Here is a 17,143-nt window from a genome sequence, read left to right on the forward strand (position 1 = left end):
ATAGCATGGCAATTCCGGTTCCGGCGTTGCCATTCCGTTCCGTTCCCGCGATATCGGGTGTGTGACCGCTCTCCCCTATCCCGCGCTCCACGCGAGCCACAGCGGCATCTGGATTGCCGATGCCAATGGCACGCGCCCGATCGGACGCGGCGAGGCTATCCGGATCGCGGCGGATACCCCCGTCATCCTGCTTAACGCAGCCCTGATCGGTCAGCGCCTCGGCTATGCCGATCTGTCCGGGCTCGACCTGCTCGAACTGTTCGCCTTCCTGTGCCCCGCGCGCTTCATGGTGCCGACGCCGCGCGGGTTGGCGCGGGTCGCGGGGATCGACGCACCCGAGGAGGACAGCGCGATCGCCCCGTTCCTGCGCGACGCGACCGACGCCTTGCTCGGCATGATCGAGGGCGACGATTGGCCCGAGCGCGAGGGCGCGTGGACCGCCGCGCAATCGCTGTTCCGGCTGCGCTGGACCTGGGCCCCGTTGCTGGTCGACCGGCTGCCCAAGCCCAGCGTCGCCGAACGCTGGCTCTACACCAAGCTGCCCGAATGGTCCGAGGGCGCGCCCCGCCCGGCGCCGCGCACCGTCTCGCTCGACGCTGACCGCACACAGGAACGGCTTGCCGCGCTGACCGGCAGCACTGCGGAGCAGCGCCCCGGGCAGCGTGCCTATGCGCAGGCCGCGCGCGAGGCGTTCGGGCCGCGGATGACGCAAGGCGCGCCCAACATGGTGCTCGCGGAGGCAGGCACCGGGATCGGCAAGACGCTCGGCTATCTCGCGCCTGCATCGCTCTGGGCGGAGCAGGCGGGCGGGGCGGTGTGGGTGTCGACCTTCACCAAGGCGCTGCAACGGCAATTGGGGCAGGAGAGCGCGCGGCTGTTCCCCGACGCCACCGTCCGCAAGGCCAAGGTCGTCACGCGCAAGGGGCGCGAGAATTACCTCTGCCTGCTCAATCTGGAAGACGCGCTGCAGGGCGGATTCGCCGGGCGCGCGGCGATCCTCGCGCAACTGGTCGCGCGCTGGGCGGCCTTCACTGCGGACGGCGACATGGTCGGGGGCGACCTGCCCGGCTGGCTGACCACATTGTTCCGCCGCAACGGATCGACTGCCTTGACCGACCGACGCGGCGAGTGCGTCTATGCCGGCTGCCCGCATTACCGGAAATGCTTCATCGAACGCGCCGCGCGCGCGAGTGCCGACGCCGATCTGGTGATCGCCAACCACGCGCTGGTGATGGTCAACGCCGCCCGCGGCCGCGAACAGACGACCCGCCCGACGCGCTACGTGTTCGACGAGGGGCATCACATTTTCGATGCAGCCGATGCGATGTTCTCGACCGCGCTGACCGGCGCCGAGACGATCGAGCTGCGCCGCTGGGTGATCGGCCCCGAATCGGGCGGGCGCGGGCGGCGGCGTGGGCTTGCCGCGCGGCTGTCGGACGTGGCGAGTTATGACGAGGCAGGCGGGCGCGCGATCACCGATGCGGTGGTCGCGGCGCATGCGCTGGCGAGCGACGGCTGGCTGCAACGGCTGGGCGAGGGTGCGCCGTTCGGGCCGGTCGAGGCATTGCTCGCGGCGGTACGCGGGCTGACCTATGCGCGCGCCGAAACGGAGGGCGATGCGGGCTATGGCCTGGAGACCGAACTCGCCGAACCCGACTCGACGCTGATCGAAGCCGCCGCGCCCGCCGCCGAAGCGCTCGATGCGTTGGTGCGCCCGCTGGTCGCGCTTGGGCGGCGGCTCGAAGCGGTGCTCGAAGAGGGCCCCGACTGGATGGATGGCCCTGCGCGCGCGCGAATCGAGGGCGCGGTGGCGTCAGTCGCGTGGCGCGCGGATACGGTCGCGGCGTGGTTGTCGCTGCTGACGCGGATCGGTGGGCCGGCGTCGCCCGATTTCGTCGACTGGATGGCGGTCGATCGAGTCGAGGGGCGCGATTACGACGTCGGGCTGCATCGCCACTGGCTCGATCCGACCCGGCCGTTTGCCGAGACGGTGCTTAAGCAGGCGCACGGCGTGCTGGTGACGTCCGCGACGTTGCGCGGTGGTGACGCAGGCTCCGACGAAGGCTGGGACGTCGCCGAGGCGCGCACCGGCGCGAACCACCTGCTGCGCGGCGCGAGCCGGTTCGCGGCGCTGTCGCCGTTCGATTATGCAAACCAGGCCGAGGTGCTGATCGTCACCGACGTCAAGCGCGGTGACATGGCGGCGCTCGCCAACGCCTATGCGCGGCTGGGGCTGGCGAGCGGTGGCGGAATGCTCGGGCTGTTCACCGCGATCCGGCGGTTGCGCGGGGTTCATGCGCGGATCGCGGACCGATTGGCGCGTGAAGGGCTGCCGCTGTACGCGCAGCATGTCGACCCGATCGACACGGGCACGCTGGTCGACATCTTCCGCGACGATCCGGCGGCGTCGCTGCTCGGCACCGACGCTTTGCGCGACGGGGTGGACGTGCCGGGGCGCTCGCTGCGGATGGTCGTGCTGGAAGGCGTGCCGTGGCCCAAGCCGACCGTGCTCCACGCCGCGCGCCGGATGGCGGCGACGGGTGAGGGGGGCGGCAAGGGCTATGACGACCGGATCGTTCGCGCGCGCATGGCGCAGGCGTTCGGGCGGTTGATCCGCCGCGCGGACGACCACGGGATGTTCGTGCTCCTGTCGTCCGCGATGCCGTCGCGGCTGCTCAGCGCGTTTCCGCCCGGCGTTTCGATCACGCGTGTGACGCTGGATGAAGCGGTTGCACGCGCGGCGGCGCTTCCCTCGCCCGCGCAAACGGGGCAAGGGGCTCGCGCAACCGCCAACGGAGAAGTCCCGTGAAGACGCTGACGCTGCTGCGCCACGCCAAGTCCGGCTGGGACGACCCGGCCTTGCGCGATTACGATCGGTCCCTCAACGCTAAGGGCAAACGCGCGGCCCGGATGGTCGGCGAGCATCTGCGCGCGCAGGAACGGACCTTCGATCACGTCGTTGCCTCGCCCGCGCTTCGCGTGGTCGAGACGCTGGAGGGCGTGGAAAGCGGCTATGGCCGTACGCTCGGACCGGTGTGGGACCGGCGGATCTATCTCGCGTCGGCGGTGACGCTGCTCGACATGGTCCACGAAATGCCCGCCGCTACTGAACGCCTGCTGCTCGTGGGGCACAATCCGGGGCTGGAAGATCTCGCGCTATGGCTGGTGCCCAAAAGCGACGACCCGCTGCGCGCGACGCTCGAAGCGAAATACCCGACCGCAAGCGTCGCCGAACTGACGTTCGAGGGGGAATGGTCCGCGCTGACCCCCGGCTCCGCGCGGCTGACCCGGTTCACCCGCCCGCGCGACCTGGACCCCAGTCTGGGGCCGGACGAGGACTGAGCGCGTCGCGCTTATCGCTGGTAATGTTTCGCTCACCGCTTTTCTGACGACTGCTTCCCCGGCGAAGGCCGGGGCCCAGCAGCGGGCCGGCAGATTGCAGGCCGCTGCCCGCCATTACCGCGACCTTCGCTCCTGGGCCCCGGCCTTCGCCGGGGAAGCGCCAAGGGGGAGTAGCGGATGTTTCACAGATCCGAGGGCGGGATGTGCACCCTTTTCTACCCGCGCTTCCCCGGCGAAGGCCGGGGCCCAGCAGCGGGCCAGCAGATTGCAGGCCGCTGCCCGCCATTGCCGCGACCTTCGCTCCTGGGCCCCGGCCTTCGCCGGGGAAGCGTCACAAAAAACCGAAAAGCAGCGCCAAAACAGAAAGTTAGAGCGTCATCGACCGCTCACGACCGTTCACGACCGATCCAACCGCTTCTCCAGCGCTGCCTTCAACCCCGCCAGCGCGCCTGCGGGCTTGGCCTCTTCCTCGCTGATCACGCCCGCCGCCTTCAACGCCGCCGCCGCATTGGGACCACGCGGGAAGGGATCGAGCGACAGCGCCATCGTCTCCGCCGCCGCCTCGCCGAGATCGACCGCCGCGCCGTCGAACACCATCGTGTCCAGCGCATCGGGATCGAGCTCGATTTCCTCCGAATCCGGCTCGTGGTCGACGAAGCGCAAGGCGATCGGCTCCTCGACCGTCACGGGCAGCGGATCGTCGGTGACCGAGCACGCCTGCACCACCGCCGCGCTGACCGTCCCGCGCGCGACGACCCCAGCGGCGTCGCGCCGCACCGCGAACTTCGCCTCGAGCCGGTCGACCGAAATCAGGTCGAACCGCTTTGCCAGCGCCGCACGCTCGGCGTCGTTGGCGGTGATGGCGATCGTGCGTTCGCCCTCGCCGATCGTGTCGATGCGTTCGGTGCGCGAAAATTCGGGGGCGGTCATGCGATGTCTCCCGCAAGGATGGTTGGCGTGGGCAAGGCGGCGAGGCGGGCATCGAACGCGAACAGCGCGTCCTCTGTATGCGCCAGTGCGGCGGGGGCAGGGGGCCCCGCCCGGTACAGGTTGCGTTCCAGCGCGCTACCCAGAGCGCGCGCGGCAAGACCGTCGCGATACGCGCCCAGCCGTCCGCCGAGCATCCCCATCATCTTGCCGATATGCTTGCCCACGCCGATGTCGCCGACCCCCGATTCGCGGAGTTGCCCGTCCATGTCGCTGACGAATCGCTCGGTCAGCCGCGCGCTTGCGGTGGCCGCACTCGGATCGCGCTCCAGCCGCAGCAGCACGAGCGACAGCACTGCCGCGATCATGTCGAAGCGCCCGTCGATCGTGTCGGGGACGCCCCCCGTTTCATACCAGTGCGGCAACCGCGCCTGGGCGACGACGGAATCATACAAGGCCAGCGCGACATCGTCCTCGCCGCGCCCGAACAGTCTCGATAAGAAGCTCAAACGCATATCCTCTCGCGGTTGCCCAAGGCCTGCCCTTGTTTGGCCGCGTTTCCCGGCATATTGAGGCATCGCGTCCGGGATGCAATGGAATGGCGTGCCCTGCCGTGGGGTGTCCGCGCCCGTGTGGAGAAGTCGATGAGCCTCAAGACCGTCCGCCAGCTGACGGCCGCCGTCCTCGCCGCCACCGTGATCGTGGGGGGGAGCGCCTGCGTTCCGCTGAAATCGCACCAGGGCTATGTGATCGATCCCGATCTGGTCAACTCGGTCCAGACCGGCACCGACAACCGGCAGTCGGTCCTCGCGGTGCTCGGCAAGCCGAGCTTCACCAGCCAGTTCAACGAAGGCGACTGGTATTATATCAGCCGCGAGGCGCGCAATTATGCGTTCAACAACCCGAAGGTGCGCGATCAGGTTACCGTCCGCATTAGCTTCGACCAGAAGGGCGTCGTCTCCGCCGTGCGCAGGTCGGGCGCCGAGCAGGTCGCGAGCATCAGCCCGTCGAGCAAGATCACCCCGACGCTCGGCAAGAAGCGCAACTTCTTCGACGAGCTGTTCGGCAATATCGGCACGGTCGGCGCGATCGGCGGCGGTGGTGGCGGCGGCGGCGGCGGATCGAGCGGTCCGAACGGCAGCGGCGCCCCGTAACCTCGGCACAGCGTAACGCGCGGTTACATTCTGATACAACCCTGTCGAAAGTCTGACGCCGCCGTTCGCGGATCGTTCAGTCGGCGGGGGGCATATCCTCCTCATCGTCCGGTGCTTCCATGATGCACCGGACCGTATTGGAGGAGATGACCATGCGTACTCTTATCGCTTCTTTGGTGCTCGCTGCGACCCTGACCCCGGTTGCCGCCCAAGCCCAGTCGAACCAGGAACTGCGCCGCGACCGCCAGGACATTCGCGCCGAGCAGCGCGATCTGCGCCAGGCCTATCGCAGCGGCGATCCGCGCGCGATCCGCGACCAGCGCAACGACGTCCGCGAAGCCCGCCAGGAATTCCGCGAAGATCTGCGCGATCGCGACCGCGCATGGGGCCGTGACGACTGGCGCGGGTTTCGCGACCGCAACCCCAATGCCTATGCGCGTGGCGGCTGGAACGCTCCGTTCCGCTACACCGCCTTCCGTCCCGGCCTGCGGATCGGCCAGCCTTATTACAGCAGCCGCTACGTCATCGCCGATCCGTGGCGCTACCACCTCCCGCGCGCCCGCCCCGGCCAGCAGTGGGTGCGGCATTACGATGACGTGATCCTGGTCGACACCCGTCGTGGCTATGTCGTCGACGTCAACCGCGGCTTCTACCGCTAAACCTTTTCGTCGCGCCGGACCGGCCGTCCCCTGGCAACAGGGGGCGGCCGGTTTGCGTTCGGCAACCGACAAAGCCCGACGGCGCAATACGCGCTCCGGGCATAGTACGCCAAATCGAGTAGATAATACGCCAGACCGTTACCATTCCGTAACGATGTTGCTGCGTTCTGTGGTTAGATGCTGCCTACTGAGTCGGGGGGCTTGGCATGGGGATCGATTGGGCGGCGGGGGTGGCCGACGCGATCGCGCGCGAGACGTTGCTGTTCTCCGCGATCGGGTTCCTCATCGGCGGGCTGGATGACCTTGCCGTCGACATCCTGTGGATCGTCCTGCGCTTGTCGCGGCGCACGCCTCCGGTACCACCGACGCTTGCCGCTTATTGCGCCGGGCCCAAGCGACGACTCGCGATCTTTATCGCCGCGTGGGACGAATCGCGTGTCATCGGCGCGATGCTGCGCACTGCACTCGCGCGCTTCGATCATGGCGATTACCGGCTGTACGTCGGCACCTATCCCAACGATCGCGCAACGATCGCCGCAGTGGCGGCGGTCGCGCAAGGCGATCCCCGCGTCCGGCTGGTGGTCGGGGAGCGCGCGGGGCCGACGACCAAGGCCGACTGCCTCAACGCGCTGTGGCGCGCGCTGGGTCGCGACGAGGTACGCGACGGCGTGCTCGCCGCGGCGATCATTCTGCACGATGCCGAGGATCTGGTCCACGCGGGCGAATTGCGCGTGTTCGATGCGCTGATCGGGCGGTTCAGCGTCGTGCAATTGCCCGTGCTGCCGCTGGTCGACCGGGGTGCGCGGCTGATCTCCGGCCATTATGCCGACGAATTCGCCGAGGCGCACGGCAAGCAGATGGTCGTCCGCCAGACGCTCGGTGTTGGCATCCCGCTCGCCGGGGTGGGCTGTGCGATCGAGCGGACGATGCTCGGGCGGATCGCCGCGGCGCGGGGTGGCAATCCGTTCGACGAAGCCTCGCTGACCGAGGATTACGAACTCGGGCTACAGGTAGCGGCGCTCGGCGGGCGCGGGACGTTCGCCTGGGTCAGTGAATCGCCGCACGGTCCGCCGGTCGCGGTGCGCGCCTATTTCCCCGCGACAATCCGCAGTGCGGTGCGCCAGAAGGCGCGCTGGATGACCGGAATCGCGCTTGCCGGCTGGGATCGGCTCGGCTGGGGTCCGGCACGCGACTGGCGCGACCACTGGATGCGGATGCGCGACCGTCGCGCACCGCTCGCAGTGGTGGTGATGGCGGTGGCCTATGTGGCGCTGCTCGCGTGGCCGGCGATGCACGGCCTGCACTGGATCGCCGGCACGGCGCCACCCGCAATGCCGGTCGCGTCGGAATGGTTGCTGTCGGTCACCGCGTTGCTGTTGCTGTGGCGGATCGTCACGCGCGCGATGTTCACCGGGCAAGCCTATGGCTGGCGCGAGGCGTGCTGGTCGTTTCCGCGCTTGTTCGTCGGCAATCTCATCGCGCTGCTCGCCGCGCGCCGCGCGGTATGGGTCTATGTCCGCTCGCTCAACGGGGTCGCGCTGCGGTGGGACAAGACCGCGCACGTCTTTCCGGATCTGCCCGGTCCACACCCGTGATCGATGTGCAGCGGTCGGGTCGGGGTCGACCGCTGCGATTTCTCGCGGCTGTCGGCGTCGGCTGGATCGGGGTTCGCGCCACGCTGCTGTGGCCCGACGGCGTGGTGCCGGTCGGCCCGATCCGCCTGCTGATCGCGCCCGCGCGCGCCGCAGCCCCTGCCGAGGCCATACAAGGACCTTCGCCCAGCAGAGTCGTCCGACGGGGGGTCCAGGCCGTTGCCGCACCCCGGCCACCGACGTTCGAACGCGCCACGCGCGTTCCGGAGATGAACGCCTCCACCGATGTGCGGCCCCCGCCCGCAGCCCCCGAATCGCCACGCCCCCGCGCGCCGCTCCCCGGCGTGCCGCCGTTCGTCGCCATGCCCCCGGACACGCCGGACCGGATTCCCGGCACGCGATCCCGCGCGCCACGCTGGTCGGGAAGTGCCTGGGCGGTAACGCGCGCGGGGCTCACCGCGCAGGGCGACGGGACCGGAGGCCAATTGGGCGGCTCGCAAGCGGGGATCCGCATCGTTCGCTCGCTCGACCGGCGGGGGCGCGTGGCGCTGGCGGGGCGGCTGACCACGCCGCTCGGGGCCGGCCTGCGCGAGGCATCGCTCGGGCTCGAATGGCAACCGACGCGGCTGCCGCTGCGGCTGGTCGCGGAACACCGTTTCGCCTTGGGCGCAGGGACAGGTGGCCCTGGCATCGGGATGGTCGGCGGGTTCGGCCCGGTTCCGGTGTTCCGCGGCCTCCGCGCGGAAAGCTACGCACAGGCGGGTGTGCTTCGGCGTACGCGAACCGAACCCTATGCCGACGCCGCGCTGCGGCTGACCCACCCCGTCGCCCGCATCGGCGGCACGCGGATCGAGCTCGGGGCGGGGACATGGGGCGGCGCGCAACGCGGTGCGGCGCGGCTGGATATCGGACCGACACTCGCGGTCGCGGTGCCGGTCGCGGGCAAGACGCTGCGGCTGACGCTCGACTGGCGCGAGCGGGTCGCGGGGCGGGCCCGGCCCGGGTCTGGTCCGGCGCTGACGGTGGGCACGGATTTCTGAGCGGGGAGGGCAGCCCGTCTTCTCTTCTTCTACGCTTCCCCGGCGAAGGCCGGGGCCCAGTCGCGATGGCCGAGGTAACGAAGCGTTGTCGCCAGCAATCCTCTGTTCCTCGACTGGGCCCCGGCCTTCGCCGGGGAAGCGGATCAGGGGGAGATGGTCTTCGTCCCACCCAACCCGACGTCCCCCATTTCTGAGTCGCGGCTTTCCCCGCACCGCGCTATCGCTACGGAACCATGGACATTTACCTGCCCATCGCGAATCTTTCCGTCAACGCGCTGGTGATCATCCTGCTGGGCGGCGGGGTCGGCTTCATTTCGGGGATGTTCGGCGTCGGCGGCGGGTTCCTGATCACGCCGTTGCTGATCGTCTACGGCATCCCCCCGACCGTCGCCGCCGCCTCCGCCGCAAGCCAGGTGACCGGCGCAAGCGTGTCGGGGGTGTTCGCGCATGTCCGGCGGCAGGGGGTCGATTTCAAGATGGGCGGGGTGCTCGTTGCGGGCGGGATGATCGGGTCGGTCGCAGGCGGCTGGATCTTCCGGCTGCTCCAGGCAACCGGGCAGATCGATACGGTGATCGCGATCGTCTACGTCCTGCTACTGGGGTCGATCGGCAGCATGATGGCGGTCGAGGCGTTCGGTGCGATCCGCGCGATGCGTTCGGGCGCGGCGGCGCGGCCGCGCAAGCGACGGCATCATCCGCTCGTCGCGGCCCTTCCGCTGCGCACGCGCTTCTATCGCTCGGGGCTCTACATCTCGCCGCTCGCGCCGCTGCTGCTCGGCTTCGGCGTGGGGATCCTGACGATCCTGCTGGGCGTCGGCGGCGGGTTCATCCTGGTGCCCGCGATGCTGTATCTGCTCGGTATGACGACGCAGGTGGTCGTCGGCACGTCGCTGTTCCAGACGCTGTTCGTTACCGCGACCGCGACGATGGTCCACGCGACGACGACCAAGGCGGTCGATATCGTGCTCGCGGTGCTCCTGCTGGTCGGCTCGGTCGCGGGCGCGCAGGTCGGCGCGCGGTTCGCGAGCAAGGTAAAGCCCGAATATCTCCGGCTTGCGCTCGCGGTGATCGTGCTGCTCGTCGCGGGGCGGATCGCGCTCGGGCTGGGCTGGCGTCCGGACGAGATCTATTCGGTCGAGCTGTCGTGAAGCGGTGGCTGCTCGCCGCGCTGGCGGCGCCGCTGCTGATGGCGCAGACCGCGTCCAAGCCGGTGCTCGTCCCCGACGTGTCGCAGCGCGACATCGAGATCCGCTACAGCTTCACCGGCGCGGACCTGCTACTGTTCGGCGCGATCCTCTATCCGGGCGGACGGCTGCCCGACGACACGAAGCCGACCGACATCGTCGTCGTGGTCAAGGGCCCGACCCAGTCGATCCTCGTGCGCGAGAAGGCTAAGCTCGGGGGCGTGATGTGGGTCAATGCGGCGCGGCTGCGGTATCGCTCGGCGCCAAGCTATTATGCGATCGCCTCGTCGCGGCCGATCGAGCAACTGATGAACGCGCGGACTCGCGCGATCTACGAACTCGGGCTCGGCAGCTTGCAATTGTCGCCCGCATCGAGTGCGCCGCCGTCCGAGCAGGACCGCTTCGCGCGCGGGCTGGTCGATCTCAAGGGGCGGTCGGCGCTGTATGTCGAATCGCCGCGTGCGGTCGAGATCACCGACGGCGTGCTGTACCGCGCGCGCGTCTCGATCCCCGCACGCGTGCCGGTTGGGCGATTTACCGCAGAGACCTTCCTGATCCGCGACGGCCGCGTGCTGGCGGCGGCGACCCGTGACATCGAGATCCGCAAATCGGGGTTCGAGCGCTTCGTCGCCTACTCGGCCGAGCGTTGGTCGATCGCCTACGGGCTGGTCGCGGTCGCGCTGTCGGTGCTGTTCGGCTGGGCGGCGGGGTGGATCGCACGGCGCTTCTAAGGCTGGCGTCAGCTTGTCCGAAGGTTTGGCAGGAATCATCCCGCTCGAGGCGAGGCGTTCCTGGTTCAACCCACCACCCCCGTTCGGGCTGAGCGAAGTCGAAGCCGCCCCTGACCCCTACGCTCTGGCCCGTTCTGTGCGCGGCCCTTCGACTTCGCTCAGGGCGAACGGGACGAGAGTGGGTCGTCGTCGCGCACAGCCGCCATCGCCCCGCGTGTCCACGCAATCTTTACCCCTGCCGCGCCAAGGTCTGAGTCAATCGAGAACCCCAGGACCGTCCAGCACATGACCGAAATGCCCCGCAACGTGGTCTTCACCAATGCCGCCCCGCTGGCGACCCCAACGGAAATCGGCATCGTGTTCGACATCGCGGGGTCGAGCGGGATGGTCGTGCTCGACGCGGTTGCGCTGGCGGAGACGGGCGCGCACGAAGATCCGGTCGTCGCGAGCGCGGGCTCGATCGGCAGCCAGATCAAGATGCGGGTCGGCGCGACCTGGCTGATCGCCAACGTCCGCTCGCTCAAGCTGCTCGACGGCCATGCCGACCGGATCGCCGCGCAGATCGACTTCCTCGGTGAAGCCAACGAGGAGCAACTGACCGGCAAGATCTACAATTTCCGCCGTGGCGTGACGCGCTATCCCACACCCGGTTGCATGGTCTATCCGGTCTCCTCCCCCGACATGAAGCAGATCTACGCCGCGGATGATCGCGCGCATATCGAGATCGGTACGGTCTATCCGACCCGCGACGTGCGCGCCGCGCTGTACGTGGATGCGCTGCTCGGGCGGCATTTCGCGCTGCTCGGCAGCACCGGCACGGGCAAGTCGACCGCGACCGCACTGATCCTCCACCGGATCTGCGATATCGCGCCGCACGGCCATGTCGTGATGATCGATCCGCACGGCGAATATGCGTCGGCATTCCGCGACAATGGCGCGATCTACGACGTGTCCAACCTGCAGATGCCGTACTGGCTGATGAACTTCGACGAGCATTGCGAGGTGTTCGTCACCAGTTCGGGTTCCGAGCGTCAGATCGACGCGGACATCCTCGCCAAATGCCTGTTGATGGCGCGCGCCAAGGGGCGGCTGGGGCAGGAGATCGCCAAGCTGACGGTCGATGCGCCGGTGCCGTATCTGCTGAGCGACCTGACCAATCTGATCAGCCTCGAAATGGGCAAGATGGACCGTGCGGGGGACACCGCGCCCTATCTGCGGCTCAAGACCAAGATCGACGAGATCAAGGCCGATCCGCGCTATGGCTTCATGTTCTCAGGGATGCTCGTCGCGGATACGATGGCGGCGTTCCTCCAGCGCGTGTTCCGCCTGCCGGGCGACGGCAAGCCGATCTCGATCATCGACGTGTCGGGCGTGCCGAGCGAGATTACGTCCGTGGTGGTCGCGGTGCTCAGCCGGATGGTGTTCGACTTCGCGATTTGGTCGCGCGGCGAGCCCAAGCGCCCGATCCTGCTCGTCTGCGAGGAGGCGCATCGCTACATTCCCAATGGCGACAAGATCGATTCGAGCGTCGGGCGGATCCTCAGCCGGATCGCCAAGGAAGGCCGCAAATACGGCGTGTCGCTCGGTCTGATCACGCAGCGGCCGTCGGATCTGGCGGAAGGCGTGCTGTCGCAGTGCGGGACGATCATCGCGATGCGGCTCAACAACGATCGCGACCAGGCGTTCGTCCGCGCGGCGATGCCCGAGGGCGCGCGCGGGTTCCTCGATTCGATCCCCGCCTTGCGCAACCGCGAATGCATCGTCTGCGGCGAGGGCGTGTCGGTGCCGGTGCGCGTGTCGTTCGATTCACTCGAGGATTCGCGTCGGCCGGCGTCGGACGACCCGGTCTTCTCGGAACTGTGGCGCGATGCCGGCGGCGAGGAGGAGATCATCACCCGCACGCTCAAGAAATGGCGCGCGCAGGGGCGGTAGCCCCCGCTCATTCCGTTCGGGCTGAGCGAAGTCGAAGCCTTGCTCTCACCGCGCCCGTCGCTTGGCTTGGAGAGCGGTCCTTCGACTGCGCTCAGGGCGAACGGTTAGCGCGGCCGAGTCCACAACGTCGCATCGCGCGTCGACGCCGGATACAACACCCGCCGCCGTCGCGCCTCGTCGAACGCGCGCCGCATGAACCCCAGCTTCGCTTGTCGCGAGGTCGTCACCCGTGCATCCCACGCACGCGGCCCGAGCGTCGCGACGCTCCGCCCGATCGCACCATAGATCCCCGCCGCCGCCAGCACCGCCCAAGCCGAGCGGAACGCGAGCGCAGGCGTCCCATAGCGCGCGCTTTCCTCATAACGCGCCGCCAGCAACCCGAGCCGCTCGCCCAGCAACCCCAGCCGGTCGCGATATTCGGGCGCGAGCAGCGCATCCGCCGGGATGCCGAATTCGTCAAGCCAGTCCTGCGGCAGGTAACACCGCCCCGCGCGCGCGTCCTCCGCCACGTCGCGCGCGATGTTGGCGAGCTGGAACGCAAGGCCGAGGTCGCATGCGCGGTCGAGCGTCGCGTGATCGTCGGGCGACACCCCCATCGCGATCGCCATCATGCTCCCGACGACGCCCGCGACATGATAGCAATAGCGGTACAGATCCTGTTCGGTCTGCGGCCGCCACCCTTCTGCATCGAGCGCGAAGCCAGCGATCAGGTCGCGCGGAAGCGCCGGGGGCAGGGCGGTCTCAGCCGCGAACAGCCGCAATGCATCGAACGCAGGCTCGCCGACGGGAACGCCCGCGAGCGCCGCCTCGGTCTTCGCGGTCATCGCCGCAAGCCGTTCGGGGCCGTCCGCGACGCCCGTCATGCCGTGGCCGTGATCCTGCCCGTCGGCGATGTCGTCGCAGGCGCGGCACCAGGCATAGAGCAGCCACGCGCGCTCGCGCACCTTGGGCGCGAACAGCTTGCTCGCCGCAGCAAAGCTCTTGGACCCGCGCGCGATCGACTCGCGCGCGGCATCAACCGTCGCGGCGCGCGAAGATGGATCGCTCACAGGTCGCTGGCGCGCATCTTGGTGATCGTCTCGACCGGCGCATGGTCCGCCATCTGCGCAAGCAATCGGTCGAGCGCGGTATCGATCAGCAGGATGTCGCGGTGCTGCGGGCGCAGGAAACCGACGTCGGCCATCTTGTGATAAAAGCCGACGAGCCCGTCATAATAGCCCGCGACATTGAGCAGACCGACCGGCTTTGCGTGATAGCCGATCTGCGCCCAGCTCAGCGCCTCCCACAATTCGTCCATCGTGCCGGTGCCGCCGGGCAGGTTGATGAACCCGTCCGACAGGTCGGTGAACGCCTGCTTGCGCTGGTGCATCGTCTCGACGACGTGGAGTTCGCTGAGGCCACGGTGCGCGACCTCGGCGCTGACGAGGGCTTGCGGGATGATCCCGATCACTTCGCCGCCTGCTTCCAGCGCGCTGTCCGCGACTGCGCCCATCAGGCCGAGACGTCCGCCGCCGTAGACGACACCGATTCCGCGCTCGGCGAGGGTTCGGCCAACCTGGCGGGCGGATTCGATGTAGACGGGGTCGCTTGGCGAAGCGGACCCGCAGTACACAGCAAGCCGCTTCATAAGCCCCTCCCCTTCAGGAGTGTCGGGTCGGCCATGCCCCCGGCATGGCCTGAAGGATGCGGGGCATCCTTCACCCGACACTGGGTTGGGGGTGGGGAAGTGCCTCGCAGAGAGGTTGGCATGCTGGACTGCCCCACCCCAACCCCTCCCCTGAAGGGGAGGGGCTTTGGATCAAAAGTCATCGTTCACTCTCCAGCATCAACGCCGCGGTCGCCTTCGCACTCCCCACCACGCCGGGAATCCCAGCGCCCGGATGTGTGCCAGCGCCCACGAAATACAGATTGGGAATATGGTCGTCGCGATTGTGCACCCGGAACCACGCGCTCTGCGTCAGCAACGGCTCGAGCGAGAAGGCGCTTCCCAGATGCGCGTTCAGGTCAGCCGCAAAGTCGTTCGGCGCATAATGGAATTTGGTCACGATCCGCTCGTGGATATCCGGGATCAGCCGCCGCCCGACCTCGTCGAGGATGCGCTTCTCGAGGATCGGGCCGATCTCCTTCCAGTCGACCGGGAACTTGCCGAGATGCGGCACCGGCGCGAGCACATAAAAGGTCGAATGCCCCTCCGGCGCGAGCGACGGATCGGTCACGGTCGGGTGGTGGAGATACAGCGAGAAATCCTCGGGCAGGACGCCGTGATCGTAGATGTCGGCGAGCAGCCCCTGATAGCGCGGCCCGAACAGGATCATGTGGTGCGGGATCCCCGGCCACGTCCCCTTGATCCCGAAATGCACGACGAACAGCGACGGCGAGTATTTCTTGCGCGCGAGCCCGTTCTTGGTCCGCTGCGCACTGCGCGAGGATTTCAGAAGGTCGCGGTAGCTGTGCATCACGTCGCTGTTGCACGCGACCATGTCCGCATCGCCGTGCCAGCCGCTCGCGGTCGTCACCCCGGTCGCGCGGTCGCCGAGCGTCGCGATGTCGACCGCGGGATCGTTCAGCCGCAACACTCCGCCCAGTCGCTCGAAATGGCGCACCATGCCGGTGATCAGCTGGTTGGTCCCGCCCATCGCGAACCAGACGCCGCCGTCCTTCTCGAGCTTGTGGATCAGCGCATAGATTGCGCTGGTGTTCATCGGGTTGCCGCCGACCAGCAGCGTGTGGAACGACAGCGCCTGGCGGAGATGCTCGTCCTTCACATAAGACGACACGATCGAATAGACCGACCGCCACGCCTGATACTTCGCCAGCGCAGGTGCCGCCTTGATCATCGACGCGAAGTCGAGGAACGCGACATGGCCGAGCTTGCGATAGCCCTCCTCATACACACCCGCCGCATATTCCAGGAACTTGGCGTAACCCGCGACGTCTTCGGGATTGAGCTTGGCGATCTCGGCATTGAGCGACGGCTCGTCGTTCGAATAATCGAAATTGACCCCGTCGGGCCAGTTGAGCCGGTAGAAGGGCGACACCGGCGCAAGCGTCACGTCGTCCGCCATGTCGCGCCCGGTCAGCGCCCACAGTTCCTGCAAACACGGCGGATCGGTGATCACGGTCGGCCCCGCGTCGAAGGTGAAGCCGTCCTTCTCCCATACGTATGCGCGCCCGCCCGGCTTGTCGCGCGCCTCGACGATCGTCGTCTCGACGCCTGCCGATTGCAGCCGGATCGCGAGCGCGAGCCCGCCGAACCCGGCACCGATGACGATCGCGGTCCGCGCATCCGTCGTGCGCGCAGGCGCGCTGTTGGCGGCGGGACTGGTGCTCATGCCGGTCGCTCCGTTCGCGCGGCGGGCAACACCCCGATCGCCTGCAACGCGCGGCCGATCGGCACCGGCGGCTTGCCGGTCAGGATCCGGGCCTTGTCCATCATCGTCGATTGTCCTGCATAGAAACGGCGCACCAATTGTGGATCGAGCCGGTAGAAGCGTTCGAGCACACGGTAGCGTTCCTCGGGCTCGGCGGCGCGGAACAGCATCTTGTCGAGCATACGATAGAAGCCGCGGTGCTGCCACGTCGCGCGCGCGAACCCGTGGGTCAGGTCGCGCAGCCCCGCGCCCGAGAGGTCGCGAGTCCGCGCGATCAGCGATGCGGTGCGCACCGCATCGGGCAGCGAATAGCCCGTCGTCGGGTGGAACAGCCCCGCGCGCATCCCCGCCTTGGCATTGCCGGTCCCGGTCGAGCGCCAGTATCCCTCGAAATCGCCCCCCATCGTCACGGGCAGCACGCCCGCTTCCTCGCGCGCGGCCTGTTCGACCTGCCATCCGCGCGCGGCGACGTACTCGTGCAGCCGATCCGCCACCAGTGCCTGGTCGAGATCGGGGGTGTCGCTGTAATAGGTATCCTCGACGAACATCCGCGTTGCAGCAAACGGCAGGCAATAGACGAAGCGATACCCGTCGAATTGCGGCACGCGCGCGTCCATCACCATCGGGCGCGGGTCGTCATGCGGCTCGCTCAACCGCAGTTCGCGCCCGACGAATTTCTGCCAGCCGCAATCGAGCTGCGACAGGTCGCCCGCACCGCGCGCATCGATCACGCCCTTGGCCTCGATCCGGTCGCCGTCGACGAACTCGACGGTGATCGCGCTGACGTCCTGGACGGCGCGCCCCAGCATCAACCCGGCATCGGGCAGGGCGACGCGGACCAGCGTATCCAGCCGTTCCGACTCGATCGAATAATAAGGCGCGGTGATGTGGCGCTCATGCCCGGGAAAGGCGACGTCGTAACTGCGCCAGCCGTAACTGATCAGCGGCGCGACGATCCAGCGATCCGCTTCGTCGATATCGCTCGCGAAGAACGACCAGAGATGATTCCCCCCGACCGTGGCCGCTGAATCGATCAGCCGGACGTCGAGCGCCGGATGCCGCCGCTTGAGCGCGAGCGCGATCAGACCGCCCGCAAGGCCAGCGCCGACGATCGCAATGTCGCAGTGGAATGTGGTCGCCATACATCAGCGGGTAACCGATCCTGTACCGCGCGCAAGCGGGGATCGCATCGAAGGAACGGGTGCGGGCAC

15 protein-coding genes are annotated in these 17,143 nt (G+C 68.3%); 9 read left to right on the forward strand and 6 right to left on the reverse strand.

The features are described from left to right. Nucleotides 1–61: 61 nt before the first annotated feature. The gene (locus tag ABIC17_RS00990) at nucleotides 62–2,809 is read left to right on the forward strand and encodes an ATP-dependent DNA helicase (protein ID WP_354278796.1); all 2,748 of its coding nucleotides are present in this window, start codon (nucleotides 62–64) and stop codon (nucleotides 2,807–2,809) included. Next, nucleotides 2,806–3,342 carry a SixA phosphatase family protein gene (locus ABIC17_RS00995; protein WP_354278797.1) on the forward strand — a complete coding sequence of 179 codons (537 nt, stop codon included), beginning with the start codon at nucleotides 2,806–2,808 and terminating at the stop codon, nucleotides 3,340–3,342. The genes ABIC17_RS00990 and ABIC17_RS00995 overlap by 4 nt, the downstream gene beginning before the upstream one ends. Nucleotides 3,343–3,738: 396 nt before the next feature. On the opposite strand, the gene ABIC17_RS01000 is transcribed toward ABIC17_RS00995, so the two are convergent. Continuing rightward, nucleotides 3,739–4,272 carry a YceD family protein gene (locus tag ABIC17_RS01000; RefSeq protein WP_354278798.1) on the reverse strand — a complete coding sequence of 178 codons (534 nt, stop codon included), beginning with the start codon at nucleotides 4,270–4,272 and terminating at the stop codon, nucleotides 3,739–3,741. Continuing rightward, nucleotides 4,269–4,784 carry a ubiquinol-cytochrome C chaperone family protein gene (locus ABIC17_RS01005; protein ID WP_354278799.1) on the reverse strand — a complete coding sequence of 172 codons (516 nt, stop codon included), beginning with the start codon at nucleotides 4,782–4,784 and terminating at the stop codon, nucleotides 4,269–4,271. The genes ABIC17_RS01000 and ABIC17_RS01005 overlap by 4 nt, the downstream gene beginning before the upstream one ends. Nucleotides 4,785–4,913: 129 nt before the next feature. Between ABIC17_RS01005 and ABIC17_RS01010 the strand changes: the two genes are divergently transcribed. The 7 genes from ABIC17_RS01010 to ABIC17_RS01040 all read left to right on the forward strand — a co-directional run bounded on the left by ABIC17_RS01010 (nucleotide 4,914) and on the right by ABIC17_RS01040 (nucleotide 12,561). Further along, nucleotides 4,914–5,423, forward strand: a complete 510-nt coding sequence (locus ABIC17_RS01010) for an outer membrane protein assembly factor BamE (RefSeq protein WP_502958402.1) — start codon at nucleotides 4,914–4,916, stop codon at nucleotides 5,421–5,423. 152 nt (nucleotides 5,424–5,575) lie between these two features. Continuing rightward, entirely contained in the window at nucleotides 5,576–6,082 is a 507-nt protein-coding gene (locus ABIC17_RS01015) for an RcnB family protein (protein ID WP_354278801.1), read from the forward strand. Nucleotides 6,083–6,288: 206 nt separating this feature from the next. Next, nucleotides 6,289–7,677 carry a glycosyl transferase family protein gene (locus tag ABIC17_RS01020; protein ID WP_354278802.1) on the forward strand — a complete coding sequence of 463 codons (1,389 nt, stop codon included), beginning with the start codon at nucleotides 6,289–6,291 and terminating at the stop codon, nucleotides 7,675–7,677. Further along, entirely contained in the window at nucleotides 7,674–8,714 is a 1,041-nt protein-coding gene (locus ABIC17_RS01025; protein WP_354278803.1) for a hypothetical protein, read from the forward strand. The genes ABIC17_RS01020 and ABIC17_RS01025 overlap by 4 nt, the downstream gene beginning before the upstream one ends. Nucleotides 8,715–8,947: 233 nt before the next feature. Continuing rightward, nucleotides 8,948–9,862, forward strand: coding sequence for a sulfite exporter TauE/SafE family protein (locus ABIC17_RS01030; protein WP_354278804.1), 915 nt, complete (start codon nucleotides 8,948–8,950; stop codon nucleotides 9,860–9,862). Beyond that, nucleotides 9,859–10,629, forward strand: a complete 771-nt coding sequence (locus ABIC17_RS01035) for a TIGR02186 family protein (protein ID WP_354278805.1) — start codon at nucleotides 9,859–9,861, stop codon at nucleotides 10,627–10,629. Before ABIC17_RS01030 ends, ABIC17_RS01035 begins: the two co-directional genes overlap by 4 nt. Before the next feature lie 285 nt (nucleotides 10,630–10,914). Then, nucleotides 10,915–12,561, forward strand: coding sequence for an ATP-binding protein (locus ABIC17_RS01040; RefSeq protein ID WP_502958384.1), 1,647 nt, complete (start codon nucleotides 10,915–10,917; stop codon nucleotides 12,559–12,561). Nucleotides 12,562–12,665: 104 nt separating this feature from the next. On the opposite strand, the gene ABIC17_RS01045 is transcribed toward ABIC17_RS01040, so the two are convergent. The 4 genes from ABIC17_RS01045 to crtY all read right to left on the reverse strand — a co-directional run bounded on the left by ABIC17_RS01045 (nucleotide 12,666) and on the right by crtY (nucleotide 17,074). Then, nucleotides 12,666–13,610 (reverse strand): phytoene/squalene synthase family protein, encoded by a 945-nt coding sequence (locus tag ABIC17_RS01045; RefSeq protein ID WP_354278806.1) that lies wholly within the window; start codon nucleotides 13,608–13,610, stop codon nucleotides 12,666–12,668. After that, a complete protein-coding gene (locus ABIC17_RS01050) occupies nucleotides 13,607–14,188 on the reverse strand; it encodes an LOG family protein (RefSeq protein ID WP_354278807.1) in 582 nt (193 codons plus the stop codon). The genes ABIC17_RS01045 and ABIC17_RS01050 overlap by 4 nt, the downstream gene beginning before the upstream one ends. Before the next feature lie 178 nt (nucleotides 14,189–14,366). After that, nucleotides 14,367–15,893: a phytoene desaturase gene (locus ABIC17_RS01055; RefSeq protein ID WP_354278808.1), complete on the reverse strand. Its 1,527-nt coding sequence runs from the start codon at nucleotides 15,891–15,893 to the stop codon at nucleotides 14,367–14,369. Beyond that, a complete protein-coding gene (crtY, locus tag ABIC17_RS01060) occupies nucleotides 15,890–17,074 on the reverse strand; it encodes a lycopene beta-cyclase CrtY (RefSeq protein WP_354278809.1) in 1,185 nt (394 codons plus the stop codon). The genes ABIC17_RS01055 and crtY overlap by 4 nt, the downstream gene beginning before the upstream one ends. Nucleotides 17,075–17,143 lie beyond the last annotated feature (69 nt).

Source organism: Sphingomonas sp. PvP056 (assembly GCF_040549155.1).
Taxonomy (GTDB): Bacteria; Pseudomonadota; Alphaproteobacteria; order Sphingomonadales; family Sphingomonadaceae; genus Sphingomonas.

Coding starts and splice junctions, on each gene's coding strand:
- ABIC17_RS01000 (WP_354278798.1), bottom strand. CDS start 4,272: ATGACCGCCCCCGAATTTTCGCGCACCGAACGCATCGACACGATCGGC.
- ABIC17_RS01005 (WP_354278799.1), bottom strand. CDS start 4,784: ATGCGTTTGAGCTTCTTATCGAGACTGTTCGGGCGCGGCGAGGACGAT.
- ABIC17_RS01010 (WP_502958402.1), top strand. CDS start 4,914: ATGAGCCTCAAGACCGTCCGCCAGCTGACGGCCGCCGTCCTCGCCGCC.
- ABIC17_RS01015 (WP_354278801.1), top strand. CDS start 5,576: ATGCGTACTCTTATCGCTTCTTTGGTGCTCGCTGCGACCCTGACCCCG.
- ABIC17_RS01020 (WP_354278802.1), top strand. CDS start 6,289: ATGGGGATCGATTGGGCGGCGGGGGTGGCCGACGCGATCGCGCGCGAG.
- ABIC17_RS01030 (WP_354278804.1), top strand. CDS start 8,948: ATGGACATTTACCTGCCCATCGCGAATCTTTCCGTCAACGCGCTGGTG.
- ABIC17_RS01040 (WP_502958384.1), top strand. CDS start 10,915: ATGACCGAAATGCCCCGCAACGTGGTCTTCACCAATGCCGCCCCGCTG.
- ABIC17_RS01050 (WP_354278807.1), bottom strand. CDS start 14,188: ATGAAGCGGCTTGCTGTGTACTGCGGGTCCGCTTCGCCAAGCGACCCC.
- ABIC17_RS01055 (WP_354278808.1), bottom strand. CDS start 15,893: ATGAGCACCAGTCCCGCCGCCAACAGCGCGCCTGCGCGCACGACGGAT.
- crtY (WP_354278809.1), bottom strand. CDS start 17,074: ATGGCGACCACATTCCACTGCGACATTGCGATCGTCGGCGCTGGCCTT.